The sequence below is a fragment of the Oceanobacillus polygoni genome, from assembly GCF_008304605.1.
GTDB classification, from domain to species: Bacteria; Bacillota; Bacilli; order Bacillales; family Amphibacillaceae; genus Oceanobacillus; species Oceanobacillus polygoni.
In genome coordinates, this window is sequence record NZ_PIJY01000021.1 from 32,560 (window position 1) to 54,010 (window position 21,451).

Here is a 21,451-nt window from a genome sequence, read left to right on the forward strand (position 1 = left end):
CATATTAATTAGGCAAACGTTCCATCGGTTTACCCAAGTATCCTAATGAGTAGGAAATATCTTCAGCGGCATCTTTAACTTTTTTGATATATTGATTTTCGAGCTCTTTTTTATAGTCGCTGATTGGAATGACACAAATGACACTTCCAATCACTTCTCCGCTTGAATTAAAGATTGGCGAACCTATGCTCATTGCTCCCTTTTTCCGTTCATTCGCTGTAATCGCATAACCCTGTGACCTTATTCGCGCAAGTTCCTCCAATATTTCATTTTTCTCACTCACTGATACTTTTTCTGATTCTAATACAGCTGCTACCTCGAGATTACTGAGATAGGCCAAGATAGTTTTCCCGCTTGCTGCAATATGGATGGGTTCTAATACTCCAAGGTCAAGAACATATTGAAGGGCGGAGGAACTTTTAACACTATCTATAAATGAAAGCTTTTTGTACTGCGAATAATACATCGCAAAATAAATGGAGTGATGTAATTCTGTTGACAAACTCTCCAAATAAGGTCGAACGATCTTATTAATATTCACATTCGAGGATATGATGGATGCCATCCGAATAAAATCAATTCCGATTCTGTATTTATTTGTTTGTTCAGAATACTCTAATATATATTCCTGCTTTAATGTTGTAATCATTCTATGGAGACTGCTGACTGGCATCTCCAAGTGTCTGGAAAGCTCATTAACTCCCCATTCGTTTTTTTCATCTGTAAAGGCTCTCAGTATTTTAAACGTTTTAGAGATGACATTTGAACCCAAATTAAACAGTCCTTTCTAAATCACTTTTACTTGACCATCATTTCTGGAAGCCAAAGTACTAATGCAGGTAAGGAAATGAGAACCGCTAAGATAATCAAATCCGCGATAACAAACCATATAACCCCTTTAAAGCCTTCAGTCGGTTTGACTCCCGCGGCTCCAGTTGCTACATAAACATTCATTCCTACCGGTGGTGTAACCAGTCCGATTTCTACAGTTTTCGTGATGATGATTCCAAACCATACTGGGTTAAAACCGAGAGAAATAATAATTGGGAAAGTTAATGGCAACGTTAAAATGAGAATTGCAATTTGGTCCATGAAAAAACCTAAAATTAAATATATGATAACAATGGTTATTAGAATCAAGTATCGAGAAACATCTAAACTATCAATCAATCCAACAACCCTTTGGGTTGATTGGGTTAATGTCAAGAAATAACTGAAAATGTGGGCACCGATAATGATTGTCATAATCATTGTTGTAGACTTTATTGTGTCACTGAGTGCAACACCGAATTTTTTTTTATTTAGCCTACCCATAAAAAGAATAATTAAAAAAGTGACAAAAGCACCCACAGCTCCTGCTTCTGTAGCCGTAATCAATCCACTGTAAATACCTCCCATTACAAAAAGGATGATAGTCAGGACTGGCCAAACACTTTTAAGCGCATGAACCTTTTCTTTTAGTGTGGGATTGATTTCAATCTTTGGAGCGATATCAGGTTTTAATTTTACCCAAATAAAAATGACTACTATATAACCGAGTGCAGTGATGACACCAGGTATAATCCCAGCAATTAAAAGAGATCCTACCCCGGTTTCGGTTAAGATTCCATAAAGGATAAGGATGATACTAGGTGGGATCATAACAGCTAGTGTTCCCGCCATACTAATTACTCCCATAGTGAAGGGGGTGCTGTAATTATACTTTTTCATTTCAGGTGTTGCCGCTTTCGACATCGCTGCAGCTGCAGCTTGACTTGAACCAGAAACGGCAGCCATCATAGCGCCTGCAAATACTGTGGCAATTCCAAGTCCACCAGGTAATTTGCCTAACCATTTATACGCTGCTTCAAATAAATCTTTCATAATTCCGCTTACTGTCATTAACGATGCCATCAAAATAAACATTGGAATTGCACTCATAATAAAACTTTTTACACTGTCGTAAGGCGCTGTCTGCATGATACCTAAAAAAGAATCCCAGCCACTGTTTATTAAGAGACCGATACTCCCGGATACCCCTAGAGCAAAAGCAATGGGCATACCGAAAGCTAAAAATAGAAGCATCAAAAGTAATGGGATAGCTACCGTCATAATATCTCACCCTTCAATGTTGTTTTATTTCTGAATAAAATCAATCGAATAGAAGAGATCAATAGACGGATAACAAACAGGAATGAACCGATAGGAAGCCAGATGTAAGAAAGCCATAAGGGAAGGTTAATCAGTCCCGCAGCAACATATTGGTATTGGATTGCTTCTAATGTCATATTCAACCCTCTCAGCCCGATAAAGAAAAACATTGCTGCTGCTAATAGGCTGTAAAAGGCATCTAAAAAGTGTTGAACTTTTATCGGGAATTTTTCAAATAATATATCCAGACGAATATGTCCATCAACTTTCTTTACGAAACTCATACTTAAAAATACGAGAGCAACCATCACATACATCTCTGTTATTTCATAGGCTCCAACAATGGATTGATTGAAAATATATCTGCTAACCGCGTCACTAGTTGTCAATAACATCATTATTACTAAAGCGACCTGTGAAAGTCGTAAAGATAACACTTCCAATCGATCAAACCATCTTAAGAATAACCCCATATTCTCACCTCTTCTGGATTTAGTAGTTCATCAGTTTGATTACTGTGCATAACCCAGTTCTTCTTGAATGTCTCTATACCTTTTAATTGTTTCATATGCATTAAATCCGCGATTCTCCAAATCTTCTGCCCATCGATCCCAAGCTGGTTCAAAAGCTTTATCCCATTCAGCAGACTCTTCCTCCGTCAATTCGTAGACTTCCATTTCCGTTTTATACTTTTGTGCTAATTCTTCATTCTTATCGTCTAGAAATTTTGACAAATGCTCAACGGTCTCATCTCCCGCCTTTTTAATGGCCTTTTTAATACTTTCTGGAAGAGATTCATATATTTCTTCATTAATGGCATATACAACGACAAAACTTCCAAAGTTGGCATCCTTGGTTGTATAGTTCGTAATTGTTTCAATCTGATAAGCTTCGAAACTAGTGTAAGGGAAGGTGACCCCATCTACCGTTCCGCGTTCCAAAGCTGTATACGCTTCAGATGCAGGCATGAATACCGGAGAAGCTCCGAGTAAATCGAAACCAAATTCCATTGTCCCCGTCACACGAGCTTTTGTTCCATTAATATCGTCCAGACTACGAATTGGCTTATTAGCTGTTACATATTGATATTGAGGGAGAGCAACTGCAAATATTGGACGCACATTATGTTTCATATACTCTTCTTCCGTTAGATATTCTTGCATGAGTTTCCAAAAAACTTCAGAACCTTCTTGTGCCGTATTGTAAGCACCTGGTAAAGTAACAACTTCGGTCAATGGAAGTCTTTCAGTTGAATAGGATGTGTATCCGATATCTATTGTTTTGGACAATGTGAGATCAAGATAGCTACTGGCTTTCCCAATCTGCTCTGCGGGATAATGTTCGAACTCGACTTGACCATCAGTTAATTCCTTCACACGTTTCATGAAAAACACGGTTCCTTCTGAGGACAAATAGTTTGTTGTTGGTAGGGAATCGGCGATTTTGAGTATTATTTTATCCTCATTGTTCTTCCCGTCGACTTGGCTACAACTAGATACTATTAGTAAGCTACTCCATAATAAGAGGGTGAGAATGGTCATTTTTCTCATTTTTACTCCTCCTTTTGCTTAGTTTTATCTTTCTTTCTGTGGAGAATAAATTAGTACAAATCGTAAATTTTCATTACCTGTATTTCTGATATCGTGGGTTGCTTCTTTCGGAATCCAAACAATATCTCCTGCTGATAATTTAGCTTCTTGTCCTTCAATGATTGCATACATCTCTCCCGATAATATATACATGATTTGTTCTATGTTTTTATGCAAGTGGGGATCTGCTAGACCACCTGGCTCCATTTCTCCGATGATTACCTCCACATTTTCAATACCTTCAGCAATCCCTACTAGACGTCTATTGAAAGTGCCTTCGTGACCTGGAGGTGAATAGACCTCAACATCTTTCTCGTTTTTCCAAAAAACCATTTTATTTGCTCCTCTCACATTTTGTATCCGCTTACAAATAAGTTATAACTAATAATGTTCCATTATTCGGAATAGTATTCCAATTAGATAAATACAACTTAGCATATTGTCAGTAATATTTCAAGGGTTTGAATAAACAGAATAAACATTTTATTTTAGTTGAACAGATAATTTTTGTGTTTATTTTATGTTCATATAGTAAGAGATTTCTTTAAACACTCGATTCGAATAATATAAAGACCATGTCTAAAGTAAATAATCTAAATTAAATTGCTATTTTAATTATTTTAACTTAAACTAAAATATATAAAATTTGTCGAAAAGGGGTTACGAGATGATAGCACCCAAAAGGGTTTTTTTAATTACATTAATAGTATTAATAGGAATAGTTTTTGCAGCTTGTGCAAATGAACCGGGAAATAATGATGAAAGTAATGCAGAGGGCAATGATGCAAGTAATGAAGGACAAGGAGGAGATTTAATTATTGCCAAAGTCTCCGATGTAGTATCCTTAGACCCTAACGGTTCCAATGATATTGCTTCTTACGACGTTCAGAGAAATATTTTTGAAACATTGGTAAAGCAGAATGAAGAAATGGAACTAATCCCAGGTCTTGCAAGCGAATGGGAAAATATTGAAGATAATGTGTGGGAGTTTAAATTACAGGAAGGAGTAACCTTCCATGATGGATCTCCATTTAATGCAGAAGTGGCTAAAGCTAACATAGAACGAATTCAAAATCCTGATGTTGGATCGTCCCAAAGTTCCATGTTTGAGATGATTACAAATATCGAAGTAGTGGATGAATATACCATACATATTGAAACGGAATATCCGTTTGCTCCACTTCCTGCTCATTTGGCTCATCCAGTAAGTGGAATGGTTTCTTTAGATGTAATTGAAGAAGATTATGCGGCAATGGAAAATGGTGAAGATCCAGGAACTGTCATAAATTCAAAACCAATAGGAACAGGATATTTTTTATTTGATGAATGGAAGACTGGTGAATACGTTCGTTTAGTAAAAAATGAAGAATATTGGGATGGAACAGCACTACTTGATTCTGTAACATTTAAAGTCGTTCCTGAAGATTTGACACGTATTGCGGAATTGAATACGGGAGATAGCCACATCTCAAATCCGCTTAGCCCTTCCGATGTTGCACAGATAGAATCAACGGATGGTGTATCCTTACACCAACAAAGCAGTGTAAGATGGGAGTATATCGGATTTAATATGGAAAAAGAACCGTTTGATGACCAACGCGTACGTCAAGCCGTTTCTATGGCAGTGGATAAAGAGCAAATTATTGATGGGATTTATGATGGTTATGGTGCGTTAGCGAATGGTCCGATTCCTCCAGATTTGAAAGGCCATGATGAAAACGTTAAGGATCTCAATTATGATGTAGAAAAGGCAAAAGAATTATTAGCAGAAGCGGGATATGAAAATGGCTTTTCCACAATGATATGGACAAATGAGGATCGTCAAAGAATAGATACAGCAACTAGCGTTCAAGCACAATTGGCTGAAATTGGTATTAAAGCAGAAGTAGAAGTTCTAGAATGGGGAGCATATCTTGAGCAAACAGCAAATGGTGAGCATGATATGTTTGTACTAGGTTGGGTGACTGGTACTGGGGATCCTGATTATTCTGTATATCCGCTGTTCCATTCGGATAGTTTGGGTTCTCCTGGTAATCGAACCTTTACAAAGGATGATGAGTTGGATGAACTGATCGAGGAAGCACGTCAAATGACAGATGAAGAAAAACGGTTAGATCTTTACAGTCAGTTACAAGAAAAGTTAGTTGATATTGCTCCAACCATCAATATTAACTATCAGGAATATTTGATGGCTGTCCGTGACGAAGTAAAAGGTTTATCGCAGCTACCTACACAATATCTTCAATTGAAAGATGTTTATATTGAATAATTGGTGACTGTAAGGATATCCCACTAAATATAGTGGGATGTTTTGTGAAATGCAATAAAATAGAATCATTTTAATAGGAAGGTATGTTGATATAATGAGAGACTTAAGGGATATGTGGGAAATCGGTGGTCTAGTCCAAGATCAGAATCAAGATAGGGTTGCTGATCAAGTGAACATATGGTTTGACTTAAATGATGAACTTCATCCAGAGGGCTTAATCGACTTTTGCGCCAGACTTGGTTTTGAAACTACCAGCTTATCATTTGATTTTCTTCAGGAAAATAATCGTTATTCAAATCGGTTATCTTTTGTAAAAGACGAAGAGGAAACTTATGTGGAGTGGAATTTGAACCACCTCCTAATTTACTATCAAAATGAAGAAGCAGTTTCGATATTATTACGATTCCTAGCTGGAAAGTGGCATCGGAATTTTGTCGGTGATGTTCCTGTTAAAAGGATTAAATTGAATGATAGTGAAATTTGGATTGAAGTGGAAGACGGTAACATTACAGTTAGTCCAGTTGAAAGTCAGAATACTACTATCTCTGAAAAGATATATAAAGTAGATAGTTTAACAAAGGTCTGGAATGAAATTGGCTTCATGCATAATGAAAAAGCGAGTCCAATAAACAACCATCATGTTTTATTTTTAACGGAGGATACTCTGGAACATCATTCCTGGATTGAAATTTATTATGGGGCTTCCCGGATAGGAATGGAATCCACTGCGTTGAGCTTTCCGATTACTGGTAAGAATTCAACAAATGCATTGACGTTTCAATTTCAGTCTCGTGAAGCAGAGAATGCAAGCATACAATTGGATGGAAATGTTATTCAATTTACAGGAGCAAGTAAATCATTAACAAATGCTATTTCCTACTTTTTTAGGGAAAGACACTGGACGTTTGGTGGACACTTTGGTAGCTGGGAACAAAAATTTAAAAAGCTGGATAATAAAGATGAGGTACTTTTTCAGGTTACGTGGGAAGACGAAGGTGAAAAGCAGGAACTCTTTGATAAGGTTGAAGAATGGAACAGATACATAGAGGATAAAAAAGACCTTGACATAAATATTTTTATTTCAGAACCGAATGTAATACGAGATGATATCAAAAAGACTATTGAAAGTAAATTTCCAATGGCAAACGTTTTGGTTCGTTCCGCATTTAAACCAGGTTATTTTTGGCTGACCGAAGAAGTTTTGCCGAATTTATTGAAACTCAAACAACAAATTGGGTCAGTTGTCATCAATTGTTTAAAAGAGGAAAGGGCAGATGGACTTGAATTGCCGATTCGATGGATACAGGAAATTTATCCAGTTGATGAAGTAATGGCTAAGGAATTACAGATTGATTCTTGCTTTGTTGACTTTAATTTATGTGAATCTTTAGATGCTACATACGAAGTAATCGCAAAAGACCTTGACGGTAATCAGCTCTATGAAAACCAAATCGTAATCCCAGTATCGAAAGTCCCTTATGTGGAGGAAGGGAAATATAGTTATCCCACAACGGCTCATTTATCAATTTGCGAAGGTAAGAAGCAAATAGTTCAGCACACCTTCCAGACAGATCGGGAACGATTTTATACATTTTATGCAGAAAGTATTTTATCTGAGCTATGGGCTAAGACAGATCGTACTTCTGCAAATGGAGGGTTTACAAGACCGTTATTTGATCGGATTGAAATAAATGTTGAAATGAGTGAAGAAGAGTTAAAACTACCGGTAGGAGAGGAAAGGATTTCATCGCTGGAGGCATTGCATGAGGATCTTTATTTTAACACATTAGATTATTTTCTTGTAAAAGGAGAACAAACCGTTGGAAACGGATATACTTCTCCTGGAGGTATCTATCCTTTTATAAGTGTCAGGGAAGGCATCAAACCAAAAGCTGACATAACAGCATACAAATGGATAGATAGAACAAAAGAATCCATTTTAACAGAGCAACTGCTTTTTAATCATGAACAGAGAACACCTATTGAGGTAAAATACCGATTTGGAAAAGGACAAAAGTTAATGAATGAAAGCATTAACAGTCATGTACAAGTTGAAAAACTGCCAGATGATCTTCCACGTCCAACGAAAGCTCAATTCCATACATGGATAGCTGATTATTCGTATCGTAATAAACCAATATTTGTATATGAAATAGTTGCCAATACAGAAGAAACCTATTATTCGGCTATCAAATTATCTGCCAGTAAACCAACGATACTTATTGAAACAGGGCATCATGCAAATGAAGTTTCCAGTATGCCAGCAGTTGCTGAATTAATTGACGAAATCATTGAAAAACACCCTTACATTACTGAAAATATGAACCTGGTAATCATCCCCCGTGCCAATCCTGATGGGACTGAATTACATAAGCAGATGATTCTTGATAATCCGGAATGGAAGCACCATGCAGCAAGATATAATGCTGTTGGGTTAGAATATTCAGATGTTAGATATCAAGATACTATTTTCGGCGAGGGGAATGTTGTACCAAAGATTATGAATCGCTGGGCTCCTGATATCGTTATTGATAATCATGGCATCCCAAGTCATGAATGGACACAACCGTTTGCTGGATATCATATTCCACCAAGATTTCATATGTCGTATTGGATTCCAAATGCTATGATTTATGGTATTTCCCGTATGTTAAATCAAAAAACGTACCCTGAACATTCAGTTGTATTGAACAAGATTACGCACGGGATTCAACAAAAGGTTAAAGCATCCAAATTACAGGATATGAATAACTATTGGATGGAAAGGTATAAAAAGTATGGAAATCAATTTATGCCAGAACTATTTCCAATTGAACTGACGGAAGAGCTTATTTTTTATAAATGGGAAACAAAAACAGATTCAACAAGTACAAGTGCAATTTCTCGTTTTCCAGAATGGGTAAGTGCGGATCTAATATCAGAAGCGGCTGATGAAACAGTTTATGGTGATGCTTTAGATAGCTGTAAAGAAGCACAAAAACTGTTTAATCTTGGAGCGATAGAATGGATTAGGAGTGATATACAAGAGGTTTATAAAAACTATGATTTAGAAGGGATCCGTATCGAGCGATCGCGACCGTTAAAGGTGCCTGTTACTTCTCGTATTTTGTCTTAGGTTGTTGAATAATTGTAGAAAAGAAGTTGATGAGTAACGAAGGATTTCAGATTAGAATAGAAGTTTTTGATATGACAGTTGACGTGGAGTAATGAATCAACGGTGGGGTAATTTCCATGCTAATTTCATAATTATGAACAATATCAGAGGTTTTTGAGTATAGAGGAGTTAATTTTGAATCGGAACTGGATATCTTCTATGTTTTAAAAAAGAACAGGCAATGGATGTCGTATTTCTGTTTATTGATACTGTATCCATTGTCTGTTCCAATCAAGCATTTAAGCCTTACAATGTTTCTAAGAAAAAATGAAAGATACTTCGATTTTAGATAAATCTCCCCATATAAAGGCACCTTACTTAGCCGAAAAATCAACACTCACATCAGATTATCTACCAACAATTTTATTCCCAAATTTCCGCTACCCATTCCGGATGATCAATAAATGGATTACGGTTATGCTGGTAATCGTTATAGATGATGTCGTTTCTTCTTCTTTCAAAGTCATCAACCGGGTCTTCCTCATGCCACTCCAGCAATACGGACAGCTTGCCGTGGTATGGTGCAGATCCATTATTGACCTCATTATTTAATTCCAAATCTAGTTCATCGCTATCTCCTTCATAACGTACGTCCATATAAAAAAGCATTCTTGCCACATCGCCTTTTACACTATCCCTTGGTTCCCAGGAATCGGAGTCATAGTAGTTTCCAGCTGCCTCTTCATGCTCTGTGCCGCCTTCATCAAAGTCGAGATTACTTCTGGAACTGTTTACGGAAGCATCTGTTGGTCGGAGGTGATGGAGGTCTGTGCCAGGGCCCATCGATGTACCAAAGTCTCCATGCGATTTTGCCCAAACATGTTCGCGATTCCAGTCATCCGCATTTCCGCCATTTTCGTTTTTCCCTTGTGAACGTCCAGTATAAAGCAGGAGTACATTATTTGAGTTGTTTGGATCTTCGTCTGTTTCACGCAGTGCTTCCCAAACATTGTCATAGGAGATTTCTGTATGATCATCAATGATGTTATGTAGAGCAGACTTTAATTCTTCGCCTGATTTACCGTTTGCATCATCATAATAGCCGTCAGTGTCTGGAGCTTCAGGCTCTGGATCTGTTTCTGGTGGCTCTGCGCCGTCATCCTGTAGTTCAAAAGCAGTGCCATTTTTTATTCCAGCATGTGCAAAGTAGTTTGTTAGTGTACCAGTTACTTTTACTTTCTCTCCTAATAAGGAAGGATTAGATTTTAGCCCAAATGAAGTGCGGAATGAAGATGATATTTGAACATAAATCATTTCTTCTATGTTCGTTGCAGCAGGACTGTCAGCTAAGGCAAAAGCATAATTATTTGGAAAATTAGTCGTGATGACTGAAGTTGTGGAGACTGGTTGACCAACAATATATCCCTCAACCGTTTTAGTCGAATTGTCTTGATTGGCCACCGCCCGTGTGACTGTGTATGGAGACGAGTCTGACCCATTACCTGAGGATGCATTCACGAAAGTATTTGTTACCGGTTTGATAAACAACAGTACAGACGCAAGCAATAAAACAGCTACTATCAGTATTCTCTTTTGATTACTTTGCAATTGATTCTCCTCCTTTTGGTTGGTTCACCTGTATTATATAACACGGTTATAAAGTTAGGTTTACCGGAGTATAAAATTGCTGTAACAAAAAATATGAGATATGTCGTAGTTAGAAATACTGGATTTGGTAGATTTATTATCAAAAATAGCGGTATAAAAGAAACTAACGACATCTAAAAGTTTCCAAGTAAATAAGTGCTTGCTCTGTTTTTCAGCGTTTCATGAATGGAACGCAGCAGATTTGATTATCGGGGGTAGCTCACAGCTAAAAAAATTATCACGCTCTACATGCAGATTGATCGAGAAAAGTCATGTAGAAATGAATAAAACAGAGCATCGATATTCAATTCTGACAGCTATAACCCCTAAGTAAATTGATAAGTATGTCTGAATTGTAACTTTCTAAACTATGTTAAATATCTAGTTTGTTTTTATTAGAATAGTGAGTTGCTAGAACAAATGAAGTTCATGTAGTTCATTGTTTTTAGTGGCATTTTTTGATATTAAAAGAAGCATATAGGATGAATAGTCTCAGATGTTGTGAAGTTTACAGCTAGAGAGAAACTTTTCTTGAACGAAAGAAAACCACCCCGCGCCGTCACAGCAAAAGGTTGGTTCTCAAAACAAATAATTTTTTTGACAACCATCACCCTAACGGTAGAGGTTGCAGAGAGAAGTGTTAGCGCACTTCTCTCTATATCTGTATCCATTAGACATGAATTTATTCCAGGCTTCTAGATTTAAGTGATTCGGAGATTGCCCATACTCCATCTAAAAGTAACATAAATAGTCTCTACATAATAAACATCAAAAGTTGTATGTGATTTTGTAGAAGTAGCTCTAAAGTATTGAGAAAATCAATGATTAACCTTAATTACAGTTCTTGTTTCCAAAGTCCTCCGATACCTATTTATGAAAATCCAATCCAAAAACCCTGCCCACAATGTATGGCCCCCATAAGGTCATACATAAATGAAAAAACACTTGCGACCATCTCCTAATAACTTTAAACCTCGTTGGTCAGCAACGTTCGGCCGGAGTAACTTCTTGAACCATGATTGTTTCCATCTCTTTACCTATGGTTTGCTTTCGCCTAATAAATGATTTTTCAAAAGCATCAGGGTTTATTATTAATCTCACCTGATTATTTCTTATTCGCTTCATACACTTTCAACAATTTCCCTTTTACTTTCGTATGCTTCATCGTTTCCAACACAAGTGGCCCTTTTCCATTTAGTATTTCCACGAAGGATACCGTATCTTGGATTGTAATAATACCAATATCCTCTACTGCAACACCATCTATTTTTGCAATTGTGCCAACGAAATCAACTGCTCGAAGCTTTTTTTTCTTTCCGCCATTAAAATATAACTTCATGATTTGTTTATTTAGTTGTTCACTTTTAGACTTTTTTAAGATTGGTCGCTTGTTCATTTTTTCCTTAAAAGCAGATTTATTACGTGTAACGTCTTCCATTGCCGGTACATGCTTCGCTGGAATTGTAAAACCAATATATTCTTCTATTTCATTCAAAAAGCGGTCTTCAAATGGCGTTACCAAGGTAATCGCTTTTCCGCTCAAGCCTGCTCGTGCCGTTCTTCCAGTTCGGTGGACATAGCTTTCTTTTTCTAATGGGATATCATAATTAATGACATGGGTAATATTCTCAATATCAATTCCTCTTGCAGCCACATCGGTCGCAATTAAATAACGGAATTCTCCCTTTTTAAAATCATTCATGACTGCTAAACGATCGTCTTGTTCCATGCCGCCATGGATTTTATCGCTGCTGTAGCCTGAATCGGTTAATTCATCACACAGCATATCGACTCTATCTTTTGTTCGACAAAAAATGATGCAGCTATCTGGATTTTCTACAATCGTTATGTCTTTAAGCAAGGAGAGTTTGTCTTGTTCACGAACGTTATAAAGAAAATGTTCGATTTTATCCGTCGTCATTCCAGAAGCTTTTATTTCAATATCAATCGGGTCTTTCATATACTTCTGTGCTAAGCTTTTTACTGCTTCTGGTAGGGTAGCCGAGAATAACAGAGTTACTCTTTCTTTAGGTAACTTATTAATAATCGCTTTTACTTGTTCAATAAATCCCATATTCAACATTTCGTCTGCTTCATCAATAACAAGATAGCGAATCTTATCGAGGGAAAGTGTACCTCTTTCAATATGATCAAATACACGTCCTGGGGTACCAACTACTACATGGTTTTTTTGTTTCAATTCGGTCTTTTGAATGGCAATCGGCTGTTTGCCGTAAATGGCTGTTGCCTTAATCCGTTTAAACCTTCCTATATTGGTCAAGTCATCCGTCACTTGGACAGCGAGTTCTCTTGTTGGGGTTAAGACAAGTGCCTGTGGTTTATTTTCGAGCCAATCGACTAGTTCACAGATTGGAATCCCGTAAGAAGCTGTCTTCCCACTTCCAGTTTGCGATTTCGCAACGAGATCTTTCTTCTCTAACACAAGTGGAATAACCTTGCTTTGCACCTCTGTTGGCTTTTCGTAACCTAAACTTTTTAGTGCATTCATTATGTCTTCGCTTAGTTTATAATCGGTGAAACGTATCTCTGTCATTTGTTAACCTCTTTTATGTTATTTTTTCTTATATTTCCGTTCTTAGTATGACTTAAAGACCAGTATATCATGAAACATTAACATCGGGTGCCTGTCACTTCCCGGCTCGGATCAGGTTGAATATTAAGTTATTGATTGGTAGCAGCAAAAACAATTAAAAATATAGATAGCTAAATGTAACAAAAACATATTATAATAAGAGTATCACGCACGAAGAGGAGACAATACATGTCCAACGAAAAAAAGCTTAGTACCAGAGAGATTGTACAGCAGCAACTGGAACGAAAAAAACAAGCGCAAGCAAACAATAGAAACACCCAAAATGGCAAAGGCTCAGCAAAGCATATGCAAAGCCAACTCGCGAAGAAACCGAGTGTCACCCGCCGTAAAATGGGAAGTTAATAACTGATTTAGAGAGTACCGTTTCTATATAAACGGTACTTTTTTCTGTTTTCACAGATTCTGCTCTAAGACGCTACTGCTTTTAATGTATACAAATAAAAAATGACCTACCTATTAGGTAAGTCAAGTTCCCGATATGCATCCTGATATTTTCCGCCTGAAGCAACCTCATTATGGTACAAAGCCTTAAGCGCAAAGGTCTTTTCAAGATCATGTTCTTTCATTATACTTTTTAGCTTTTCTTGTAATTCTTCATTATTTTTAACTAGTTTTTTCATGTGAGATGTATAATATTTCATCTGCTACCTTAACTCCTTTTGTATCCAATTGTTCAGTAAGTATAGCACTCATACTGTGTAATTGCATGATTGCCTAATAATTGCTTACACAACCTTTGATTTAAGGAGCTTGTAATTACCTATTAAAAGAGAAGATTTCCAAGTGATCAGCACTATTAAACGATGAGCAGAGATTTGTTGATAGGTAGGGGAGAAAGCAGTGAACCTTCTTGGGAAAAACCGAATTTAGTCATTGATGGAAAATCATATTCCTAGGATGAATGTACCTGATTGATATTAATAATAGAGAGTCATATCCAGTTACTATTAACAGCCTGTTCCCGTGCTCCTCCAATACCTGTTTATGATTATCAAAAAAACCTCGCCCACTAACGGACGAGGTTTTTCCTAACAAAATAAATCATTCTTCTTCGGATTGTTTAATCCAAATAACGGTCTAATAAATAAGGCAACCCCTGTGCCAAGCATTGCCATAACCATCCATACCCAACCGTGCAAGCTAAACGATGCAATACCACCGAAGTATGCACCAATATTACAACCAAAGGCAAGACGTGAGCCATATCCCATTAATAACCCACCGACAATAGCGGCACTGGCAGGACCAACTTTTAGTTTTTTAGGTTTGAAGTTACCTTGTGCAGTTGCGGCAATGAAGGCACCTAAGATAATTCCAAAGTTCATTACACTTGTAGAGTCAGCTAAAACACTTTGGCTCAGTGCCATGCCATTTGCCCCTTGGAAATATCCCCATGAAGCAACGTCGACACCAACGAAATCCAGTGCTTTTCCACCCCATAAAGCAAAGGCAGATGTGATTCCCCATGGCTGTCCACGGACAGCTAGTGTCAGAGCATTTAAGATTGCTAGAATAATTCCAGCTGCAATTAGTGGCCATGCACCTCGAAAGATTTTCTTCCATCCGCTTGTTGTCGCGAGCGGCTTCATCATCGGAGGATTCTTTCGCTTCGCAAATTGAACGAGAATAAAGTAAATCACTACGAACATAATTATTTGTACAATCCAAGCTCCACCATATCCTAGGCTTGTAGATGTAGCCAGGGAGAATGGCTCAAGCGACGGTGTGCTCATCCAAAATGGAAAATGAAGTGCGCCAACTGTTGATCCGATGATAAAGGCTGTCAATGTAAGAATCATCGAAGTGGAACCACCACCGAGATTATATAGTGTTCCAGAGGCACAGCCGTTTCCTAGCTGCATGCCAATACCAAATATAAACGAACCAAATATAACACTCATCCCTACTGGCGAAACATATCCTGCGGGATCGGCTCCAGTAAATGAAAATCCAGTACTCAGAATGATGGCAAATAATGTGGTTGCAACCATGAGCATAATCATATGTGCCTGGAGCCCCTGTGTATTTCCAACGGACATAAGTCGTCTGAATGCGGATGTAAATCCAAAGCGGGCCTGCAATAAAGTTACACCCAATGCAATTCCTATTATATAAAGCACTCCTTGAACGATATTGGTAGTGCTAACAATCGTAATCAATAAGATAACTGCAGCGATAATTCCGAGTGTTAAAAATGGTTTTTGGACAGGCTGCAGTTCTTTAATAGCGGTTGTTGGATGTTTCATCCATGTCTTTGGTGATTCAGCTACCTGCTGTTCCAAGTTGAAAACCTCCTTATTCCTATTAAAATAATAGGGTTTATGAGTAATAAGTTTATAAGAAATAGGGAGGTTTGTAAAGGTGTTGGATTTGATTAACGCTTACGATGTCTATTTAGACAGGAGATTCTGATAATCCGACTACCATGAGAAAGTGCAAAAAAGTTAAAATGGTGCGTAGACAACAAATGAATTAATTATAGAACAAGTAAAAGTAGGGTGAGAAAAGAGGATAGTTATAAAAACGTTTGTTACAATTTCAAATTTTAAAGGTGAATATCTGGACGGTGTTAAAGGAAAATCTAAACCATATGAAGCATGGAAATACTTTAAAGAAGAGGATGAACAATCCAACAGAGCCCGTTTCCCTCTTTCGTTTTGCACTAAAATCATTTATAATTACCTCAATGCTTTTAAAGGGAGAGTTGAAAAAATGAAACCAATTAAGATTGAACAAGAAGGGCTTAAAGAAGCAATTAAAAGTGGAAAAACTTACATTCAAGTCGGTAACAAAAAATTTTTATTAGTGGAGGTTGAAGAAGTAAACAAAAACGATTTTTATGTAGTATCAGATAAAGAAGAGGAAACAAAGTTATTAGAAGCATTAAATAAATATAATCCGATTTTATCTGAAGAAGAAATGAATAAATCGTTAAGGAGATAGCAATGGATGTACTTTGCGGAAATCAGCTATTGAATCCTTATTAGAATTAGATCGACGGAGGGAAACTTTTGAACTCCCACCACTAGCAACACACCTTAAACATACAATCCACGCATATTTCCAAGAACAAGATTTCACTTTTCATATTCCTGGTCAACAAGTTATCATTCATAAATTGCCAGTTGATCTGCGAATGGTGTTTATATCAATTGGGAAATCTGCCCCTTATAAAGTTTTCTACAGAATAACCTCTCAGAACATTGAAGTGTTTTTAATCCGTCACCCATATCAGAAGCCCCTAGATTAATCCCTCATTATATTGATGAAATTCAATCAATCACCAGTAGTTCCGGTATTAGTAGGTACGATTCGAAAAGAAAGCTTTTAGATGCCAATATCTCTATATAATAGTTTTCTTCATAATTGTTCTTATATTTGATAATATATAGGATGTTACATTTTTATAAGCTATGAATAAATCAAGTAGAGAAATTGATTTAATACAATAAATCGTACCCAAACGTATAATCCGCAAATTTGCGGAAATGGGACCAACATAATATAAATAGAAAAGGAAGATTTCGATGTATAAAACCCTTTCCTGGGCAGCCGTTATCCTCTGGATGGGGTTAATTTTTTACTTATCACATCAACCTGCTGCAGCGTCTAGTGAACTTAGTTCAGGAGTTACAGAAATAGTGTTAAGGATAATAGAAAAAGTTGTTCCAAATGAGGATTTAGATGTTAGCAGCATTCACCATCTCATCCGAAAGAACGCTCACTTCTTCATTTATTTTTTCCTCGGAATGCTCGTACTTCATGCATTAAGAACGAGCAAAGACACAAGATACCAAACAATCGGGTTGGCGTTACTCTTCTGTGTGCTATATGCAATTTCAGATGAAATTCACCAGCTTTTTATTCCAGGCAGAGGCGCTCAAGTGAAGGATGTGCTTATTGATAGTGCAGGCGCGGGCGTTGGGATAGTTGGATATCTGGTGTTAAGTCGATTGATAAATCCTGCCCGCAGGACATGATTGCAGGCAGGATTATAGTTTGGTAGGATGGTTGCAAGAGTTAGCGTAAAAGAAATAAATTAGATTCTGAAAGAGGTAAACAGATCATGAGTAGAAAATCAAACCGCAGAAAATCTAGCAAGCTATGGTTGAAAATCCCCTTGATTCTTATCGGGGTGCTTATCCTCGGAGTCGGGGCATATGCGTTTACCATTTATAATAACGCTGCTAAAACAGTAAACGAAAAAATGCATGAGCCCGTAGAGTCCATTGATCGGGAAACAACGAAAAAGAAAATGAAAGAAACGGAACAGTTGAATATATTATTGTTAGGAATTGATTCCGAGCAAGGGACAAGCGGCCGATCTGATGCAATGATGGTTCTATCACTTAATCCAACAGACGACTCGATGAAGCTAATTAGTATCCCAAGAGATACGAGAACAACTATCGCCGGTAAAGGAATTGAAGATAAGATAAATCACGCTCACGCATTTGGCGGTACAGAAATGTCTATAGAAACCATTGAAAATTTCTTGGATATTGAGCTAGATTATTATGTTCGAATGAACATGGATGGTCTTTCAGAGCTGGTAGATGAACTCGGAACGATTACAGTAGATAATGAGATTGCTTGGAATGATCATACATATGACTTTAATGTTGGCCCAGTTGAACTCGATGGCGATCAAACAATGGCTTACGTTCGAATGCGCAAGCAAGACCCAAACGGTGATTTTGGCCGAACATCTAGACAAAGACAAGTGATTGAAGGCATTATTAACAAAGGAGCTTCTGTTGGTTCCGTTACAAAAATCAACAGCACAATCGATGTTTTAGGTAATAACATGGCAACAAATCTGGATTTTGATGATATGAAGAAACTATTATCCGGATATAAAAATACAAGAAAGAATATTGAAAGCTATCAGCTGCAAGGGGACGGAACGACGATTGATGGCGTTTATTATTTGATTGTATCGGGTGAGGAGATTGAGAAGGTGAGAGGGATGATTGAGGGAGAGGTTTAGGATAGAAGGAATTTATTAATTTAGGTTTATACTTCTGATAGGTTAGTGGGAACATTTAAAAGGGGATTGCTTTTTTTGAAAAGAAGGGCAATCCTTTATTGTTGTAATCTCGGTTCATTAAAACGGTAAACGACCACTTGTTTTAATAAGTGGTCGTTTACATGTATGCTTACTATTATCCTAATATCATTTAGAGTTAGTAGTTGGTTTATTACAACAATCTAATATTCTATGTGTTTACCAATCTTGTTCGAAATATAGGGTTTCATCTCCCCCTAAGCTTTATTTCCCTATTTTCTGCATATGAAATAAGGAAAGGCAGCAATAGAAAAATAGTTAATAAACGTATCGTTTGTAATGCTACTATAATAGATGGATCCAGGTTTAATGCAAACGCAGTAGATGACATTTCTGCAGCACCTGCGGGAACGGTTCCCAATAAGCTGCTAGCATAGGATAAATGGGAAATCAGTGAGAATATAAGTGCAATCACTAAGCTAAATCCAAATAATAATACGATTGTTTTGACCACAGCAAAGCCAAGTTGTTTTAATTGCTTAGCAGTAGCTATATCAAATTTTTGACCAATAATTGAGCCAATAATTACCTGTCCGATTATCGGAAGAAAGGTGGAGAAGTCTTCTAGGTTCATAAATTGATTGACTAGGAAACCAAGCAGCATTGCATAAATAAGCGTACCAATCGGAGCTTTGATCAGCTTCGAAAGATAAATTGAAATAAAGATAATGATTAGTATGGAAAATATTTCATAAGCGTTTAAAGGCAATAAATCTGTTGCTATCGCATTTACGGATGCTGAATGGTAATCTCTTGTTGTTCCGACAATTATTGGAATGGTTAAAACGAATAATAATATTCTTGCGGTATGGAATGCTGCAACGATTTGTTCATTTGCACCAACTTCTTTACTCATAGCGATTACTTCAGAAGCTCCACCTGGAATACAGCTAAATAAAGAAGTTTTATAATCCAAGTTGGATTTTTTAAATAAAACTTCTGCTAGTAGAACAGAAAATAAAATCGTTAAAGGAATACTAATGAATAAAGGTAATATATAGTTTTTAATGGAGACGAAAAAACTTGTATCGACATTTATGCCTATTCCCGTACCAATAATGGCGAAGCCAATTTTAAAAATGATAGGTGTTTTTTCTACGCTTCCAAATGTGATAGAAAAAAGAATACCTGCAAATAGTGCTCCTAAGAGCCAACCTGCTGGTATATTAAAAAAATTAAATATACTACCGAATAGGAATCCGCATAGGATGATTGCAATTTTCTTATACAGCACGCTATGTCCTTCTTTCTATGGTCGCTTAAGCATACTTTTAAGCACGTATTAGTTTGTTATCTTATTTGTTGTCTCGTCTAGAGAGAAGACACCATGCAACAGGAATCCCTTTAGTAGAATTACATTAATAAATGGTACGATGTCCTCGCTCAGACAGGTTGTGATTACCTATTGTTTATTCCACGTTGTAAATAGACGATTTCTTCCGCCAGCGCTTGAATCCTTTCCGAAACGCGTTCATCTATAATTTCATCACTATCTTCATTAAAAGAATGATTGTGGACAAAGACATTACCTGTTGGAACTAATCCTTTAAAGTAAGATAGGATAGATCTCAAATGGTATTCCATTACAAGAAAATGTCTGTTTGACCATCCAGTCGCAATCATACCTGTTACTTTATGTTTAAATGCATATTCTGGTAAGTGGTCTAACAGGTTTTTCAAAGCTCCTGAAATAGATGCTTGGTAAATGGGGGTACCGAATACGAGGAAATCAGCAGATAAAATCTTTTGCACAACATTCCAAGTATCTTCGCTATATGCTACTAATGGGGAACCATTAAATAAATCAATTTCATAGTCCCTCAAGTCAATTAATTCAGTCTGTACGGTTGAGTCAAGATGTTGAGCAGCGACTAGAACATCATTTACAACGATAGATGTCTTTTCACCAGCGAGTGCTCCTGATATTCCGACTAGTTTCATCGTTTCTACCTCATTTCAATTTATTATATTGGATGTCTAGTACGAGTCTATCATTTAAGGAGAGAAGGTTCTATTCTTAGGATTAACTTGAAGGTGTTCGTAGTTACTTCTTGAATGATGTTGTGTAAAGTTACTGCATTATAATTTCCATTAAAGCTGTGAAGTATGGAGAACACGCCTAACCCATTAATTAAAAGGAAAGTGATGGATGATTAAAACAAGGCTAAAAATCCCATTTTAAGGTGATTACATACTTTATACCCATGAAATGGAAAAAGGGGTACTAACGATTCATTCTTCCGATTTTGTATATAAATTTTCCTAAAACTTATATATCATAAGTAGTAAATACATTGGAGGGATGAAAGGAAAAATGAAAAACCAAAACCAAAATGAAGTAGTTGAAAAACAGGAAGATAATAAAGGGAAAGAAGGAAAGCTAGGTAATTACTTTCAATATGTGATGCAAGTCATAAAGGAGCCAGATCATCTTCTTTCAGATGAAACGCAAGGCAAGCAGCAATTCGGTCTTATTACGTTAATAGCTTTTCTTGGTCTTATATTACTAAGTAATGTTATTGGTATTTTTACATATTTAGATGCATTGCGTTACCTTGGATTCAGTGATTACTTCAATTACTTTGAACGTACTATTGCTTACGCGGTAGCACTAGCTTTATTGCTGTTTGTTTTAAAAAATGTCGCTAATAAAAATGGAAAAACATATGACCTGAACTTTTTCTTTGAAAAACTAGGTGCACTGCTTGTGTTTCCAAGCATATTATTATTAGTGTCCATTCCGTTAGAGCTTGTAGATATCACCATCTATTCATGGTTTAGTTCATTAGCATATACATTCTTGTATTTATCTATATTTTTGATTTCTTACTTCTTTGTTGCAAAAAATAACTTAAAGACAGCAGTATTGTTCGTTGCTGGTTTCTATTTCGTTTATCGACTTATTTTTTTAATTCTTTAAGAGTGAAAGGCATTTGCCACGTTAGGTGGTAAATGCCTTTTATTTTGTTATGATTTTTTAGGGGAGAATTTATCTTCTTAAGACGATTGTTTGGAACTAGTTACAACGATCTTTGATTAA

General features: G+C 36.7%; 18 protein-coding genes. 7 read left to right on the top strand and 11 right to left on the bottom strand.

Translation table 11 applies throughout. From position 1 onward, the window contains the following. Positions 1–4: 4 nt before the first annotated feature. The 5 genes from F1560_RS07990 to F1560_RS08010 are packed head-to-tail and all read right to left on the bottom strand — an operon-like array spanning position 5 to position 4,052. On the bottom strand, positions 5–772 hold the full coding sequence (locus F1560_RS07990; RefSeq protein ID WP_149474112.1) for an IclR family transcriptional regulator: 768 nt from the start codon (positions 770–772) through the stop codon (positions 5–7). A 26-nt stretch (positions 773–798) separates the two neighbouring features. Next, positions 799–2,091, bottom strand: a complete 1,293-nt coding sequence (locus tag F1560_RS07995; RefSeq protein ID WP_149474113.1) for a TRAP transporter large permease — start codon at positions 2,089–2,091, stop codon at positions 799–801. Continuing rightward, positions 2,088–2,603: a TRAP transporter small permease gene (locus F1560_RS08000; RefSeq protein ID WP_149474114.1), complete on the bottom strand. Its 516-nt coding sequence runs from the start codon at positions 2,601–2,603 to the stop codon at positions 2,088–2,090. The genes F1560_RS07995 and F1560_RS08000 overlap by 4 nt, the downstream gene beginning before the upstream one ends. 39 nt (positions 2,604–2,642) lie before the next feature. Beyond that, a complete protein-coding gene (locus tag F1560_RS08005; protein WP_149474115.1) occupies positions 2,643–3,680 on the bottom strand; it encodes a TRAP transporter substrate-binding protein in 1,038 nt (345 codons plus the stop codon). Between the two features lie 24 nt (positions 3,681–3,704). Then, positions 3,705–4,052 carry a cupin domain-containing protein gene (locus F1560_RS08010; RefSeq protein ID WP_149474116.1) on the bottom strand — a complete coding sequence of 116 codons (348 nt, stop codon included), beginning with the start codon at positions 4,050–4,052 and terminating at the stop codon, positions 3,705–3,707. Positions 4,053–4,386: 334 nt separating this feature from the next. On the opposite strand from F1560_RS08010, the gene F1560_RS08015 reads away from it, so the two are divergent. Together F1560_RS08015 and F1560_RS08020 are read left to right on the top strand one after the other, a co-directional pair. Next, a complete protein-coding gene (locus F1560_RS08015) occupies positions 4,387–5,988 on the top strand; it encodes a glutathione ABC transporter substrate-binding protein (RefSeq protein WP_149474117.1) in 1,602 nt (533 codons plus the stop codon). A 94-nt stretch (positions 5,989–6,082) separates the two neighbouring features. After that, a complete protein-coding gene (locus tag F1560_RS08020) occupies positions 6,083–9,103 on the top strand; it encodes a M14 family metallopeptidase (protein WP_149474118.1) in 3,021 nt (1,006 codons plus the stop codon). Between the two features lie 402 nt (positions 9,104–9,505). Here the strand turns inward: F1560_RS08020 and F1560_RS08025 are convergent, their stop codons facing one another. Both F1560_RS08025 and F1560_RS08030 read right to left on the bottom strand, forming a co-directional pair. Beyond that, the gene (locus F1560_RS08025; RefSeq protein ID WP_149474119.1) at positions 9,506–10,690 is read right to left on the bottom strand and encodes an endonuclease; all 1,185 of its coding nucleotides are present in this window, start codon (positions 10,688–10,690) and stop codon (positions 9,506–9,508) included. Between the two features lie 1,144 nt (positions 10,691–11,834). Continuing rightward, positions 11,835–13,283: a DEAD/DEAH box helicase gene (locus tag F1560_RS08030; protein ID WP_149474120.1), complete on the bottom strand. Its 1,449-nt coding sequence runs from the start codon at positions 13,281–13,283 to the stop codon at positions 11,835–11,837. 228 nt (positions 13,284–13,511) lie between these two features. Here F1560_RS08030 and F1560_RS22095 point away from each other — a divergent pair, with 228 nt between their 5' ends. Continuing rightward, a complete protein-coding gene (locus F1560_RS22095; RefSeq protein WP_187773663.1) occupies positions 13,512–13,685 on the top strand; it encodes a hypothetical protein in 174 nt (57 codons plus the stop codon). A 107-nt stretch (positions 13,686–13,792) separates the two neighbouring features. Here F1560_RS22095 and F1560_RS08035 read toward each other — a convergent pair whose 3' ends face one another. Next, positions 13,793–13,984 carry a hypothetical protein gene (locus F1560_RS08035; protein ID WP_149474121.1) on the bottom strand — a complete coding sequence of 64 codons (192 nt, stop codon included), beginning with the start codon at positions 13,982–13,984 and terminating at the stop codon, positions 13,793–13,795. Between the two features lie 387 nt (positions 13,985–14,371). Next, entirely contained in the window at positions 14,372–15,589 is a 1,218-nt protein-coding gene (locus F1560_RS08040) for a YeeE/YedE family protein (protein ID WP_149474170.1), read from the bottom strand. A gap of 466 nt (positions 15,590–16,055) precedes the next feature. On the opposite strand from F1560_RS08040, the gene F1560_RS08045 reads away from it, so the two are divergent. The 3 genes from F1560_RS08045 to F1560_RS08055 all read left to right on the top strand — a co-directional run bounded on the left by F1560_RS08045 (position 16,056) and on the right by F1560_RS08055 (position 18,333). Next, a complete protein-coding gene (locus tag F1560_RS08045; protein ID WP_149474122.1) occupies positions 16,056–16,286 on the top strand; it encodes a hypothetical protein in 231 nt (76 codons plus the stop codon). 584 nt (positions 16,287–16,870) lie between these two features. Next, a complete protein-coding gene (locus tag F1560_RS08050) occupies positions 16,871–17,323 on the top strand; it encodes a VanZ family protein (RefSeq protein WP_149474123.1) in 453 nt (150 codons plus the stop codon). Positions 17,324–17,409: 86 nt separating this feature from the next. After that, entirely contained in the window at positions 17,410–18,333 is a 924-nt protein-coding gene (locus F1560_RS08055; protein WP_149474124.1) for an LCP family glycopolymer transferase, read from the top strand. A gap of 265 nt (positions 18,334–18,598) precedes the next feature. Here the strand turns inward: F1560_RS08055 and F1560_RS08060 are convergent, their stop codons facing one another. Both F1560_RS08060 and F1560_RS08065 read right to left on the bottom strand, forming a co-directional pair. Next, on the bottom strand, positions 18,599–19,645 hold the full coding sequence (locus F1560_RS08060) for an AbrB family transcriptional regulator (protein ID WP_149474125.1): 1,047 nt from the start codon (positions 19,643–19,645) through the stop codon (positions 18,599–18,601). Between the two features lie 164 nt (positions 19,646–19,809). Beyond that, positions 19,810–20,352: an NADPH-dependent FMN reductase gene (locus tag F1560_RS08065; protein ID WP_149474126.1), complete on the bottom strand. Its 543-nt coding sequence runs from the start codon at positions 20,350–20,352 to the stop codon at positions 19,810–19,812. Positions 20,353–20,725: 373 nt separating this feature from the next. Between F1560_RS08065 and F1560_RS08070 the strand changes: the two genes are divergently transcribed. Then, complete coding sequence (locus F1560_RS08070) at positions 20,726–21,331, top strand: hypothetical protein (protein ID WP_149474127.1); 606 nt, start codon at positions 20,726–20,728, stop codon at positions 21,329–21,331. The last annotated feature ends 120 nt before the right edge of the window (positions 21,332–21,451 follow it).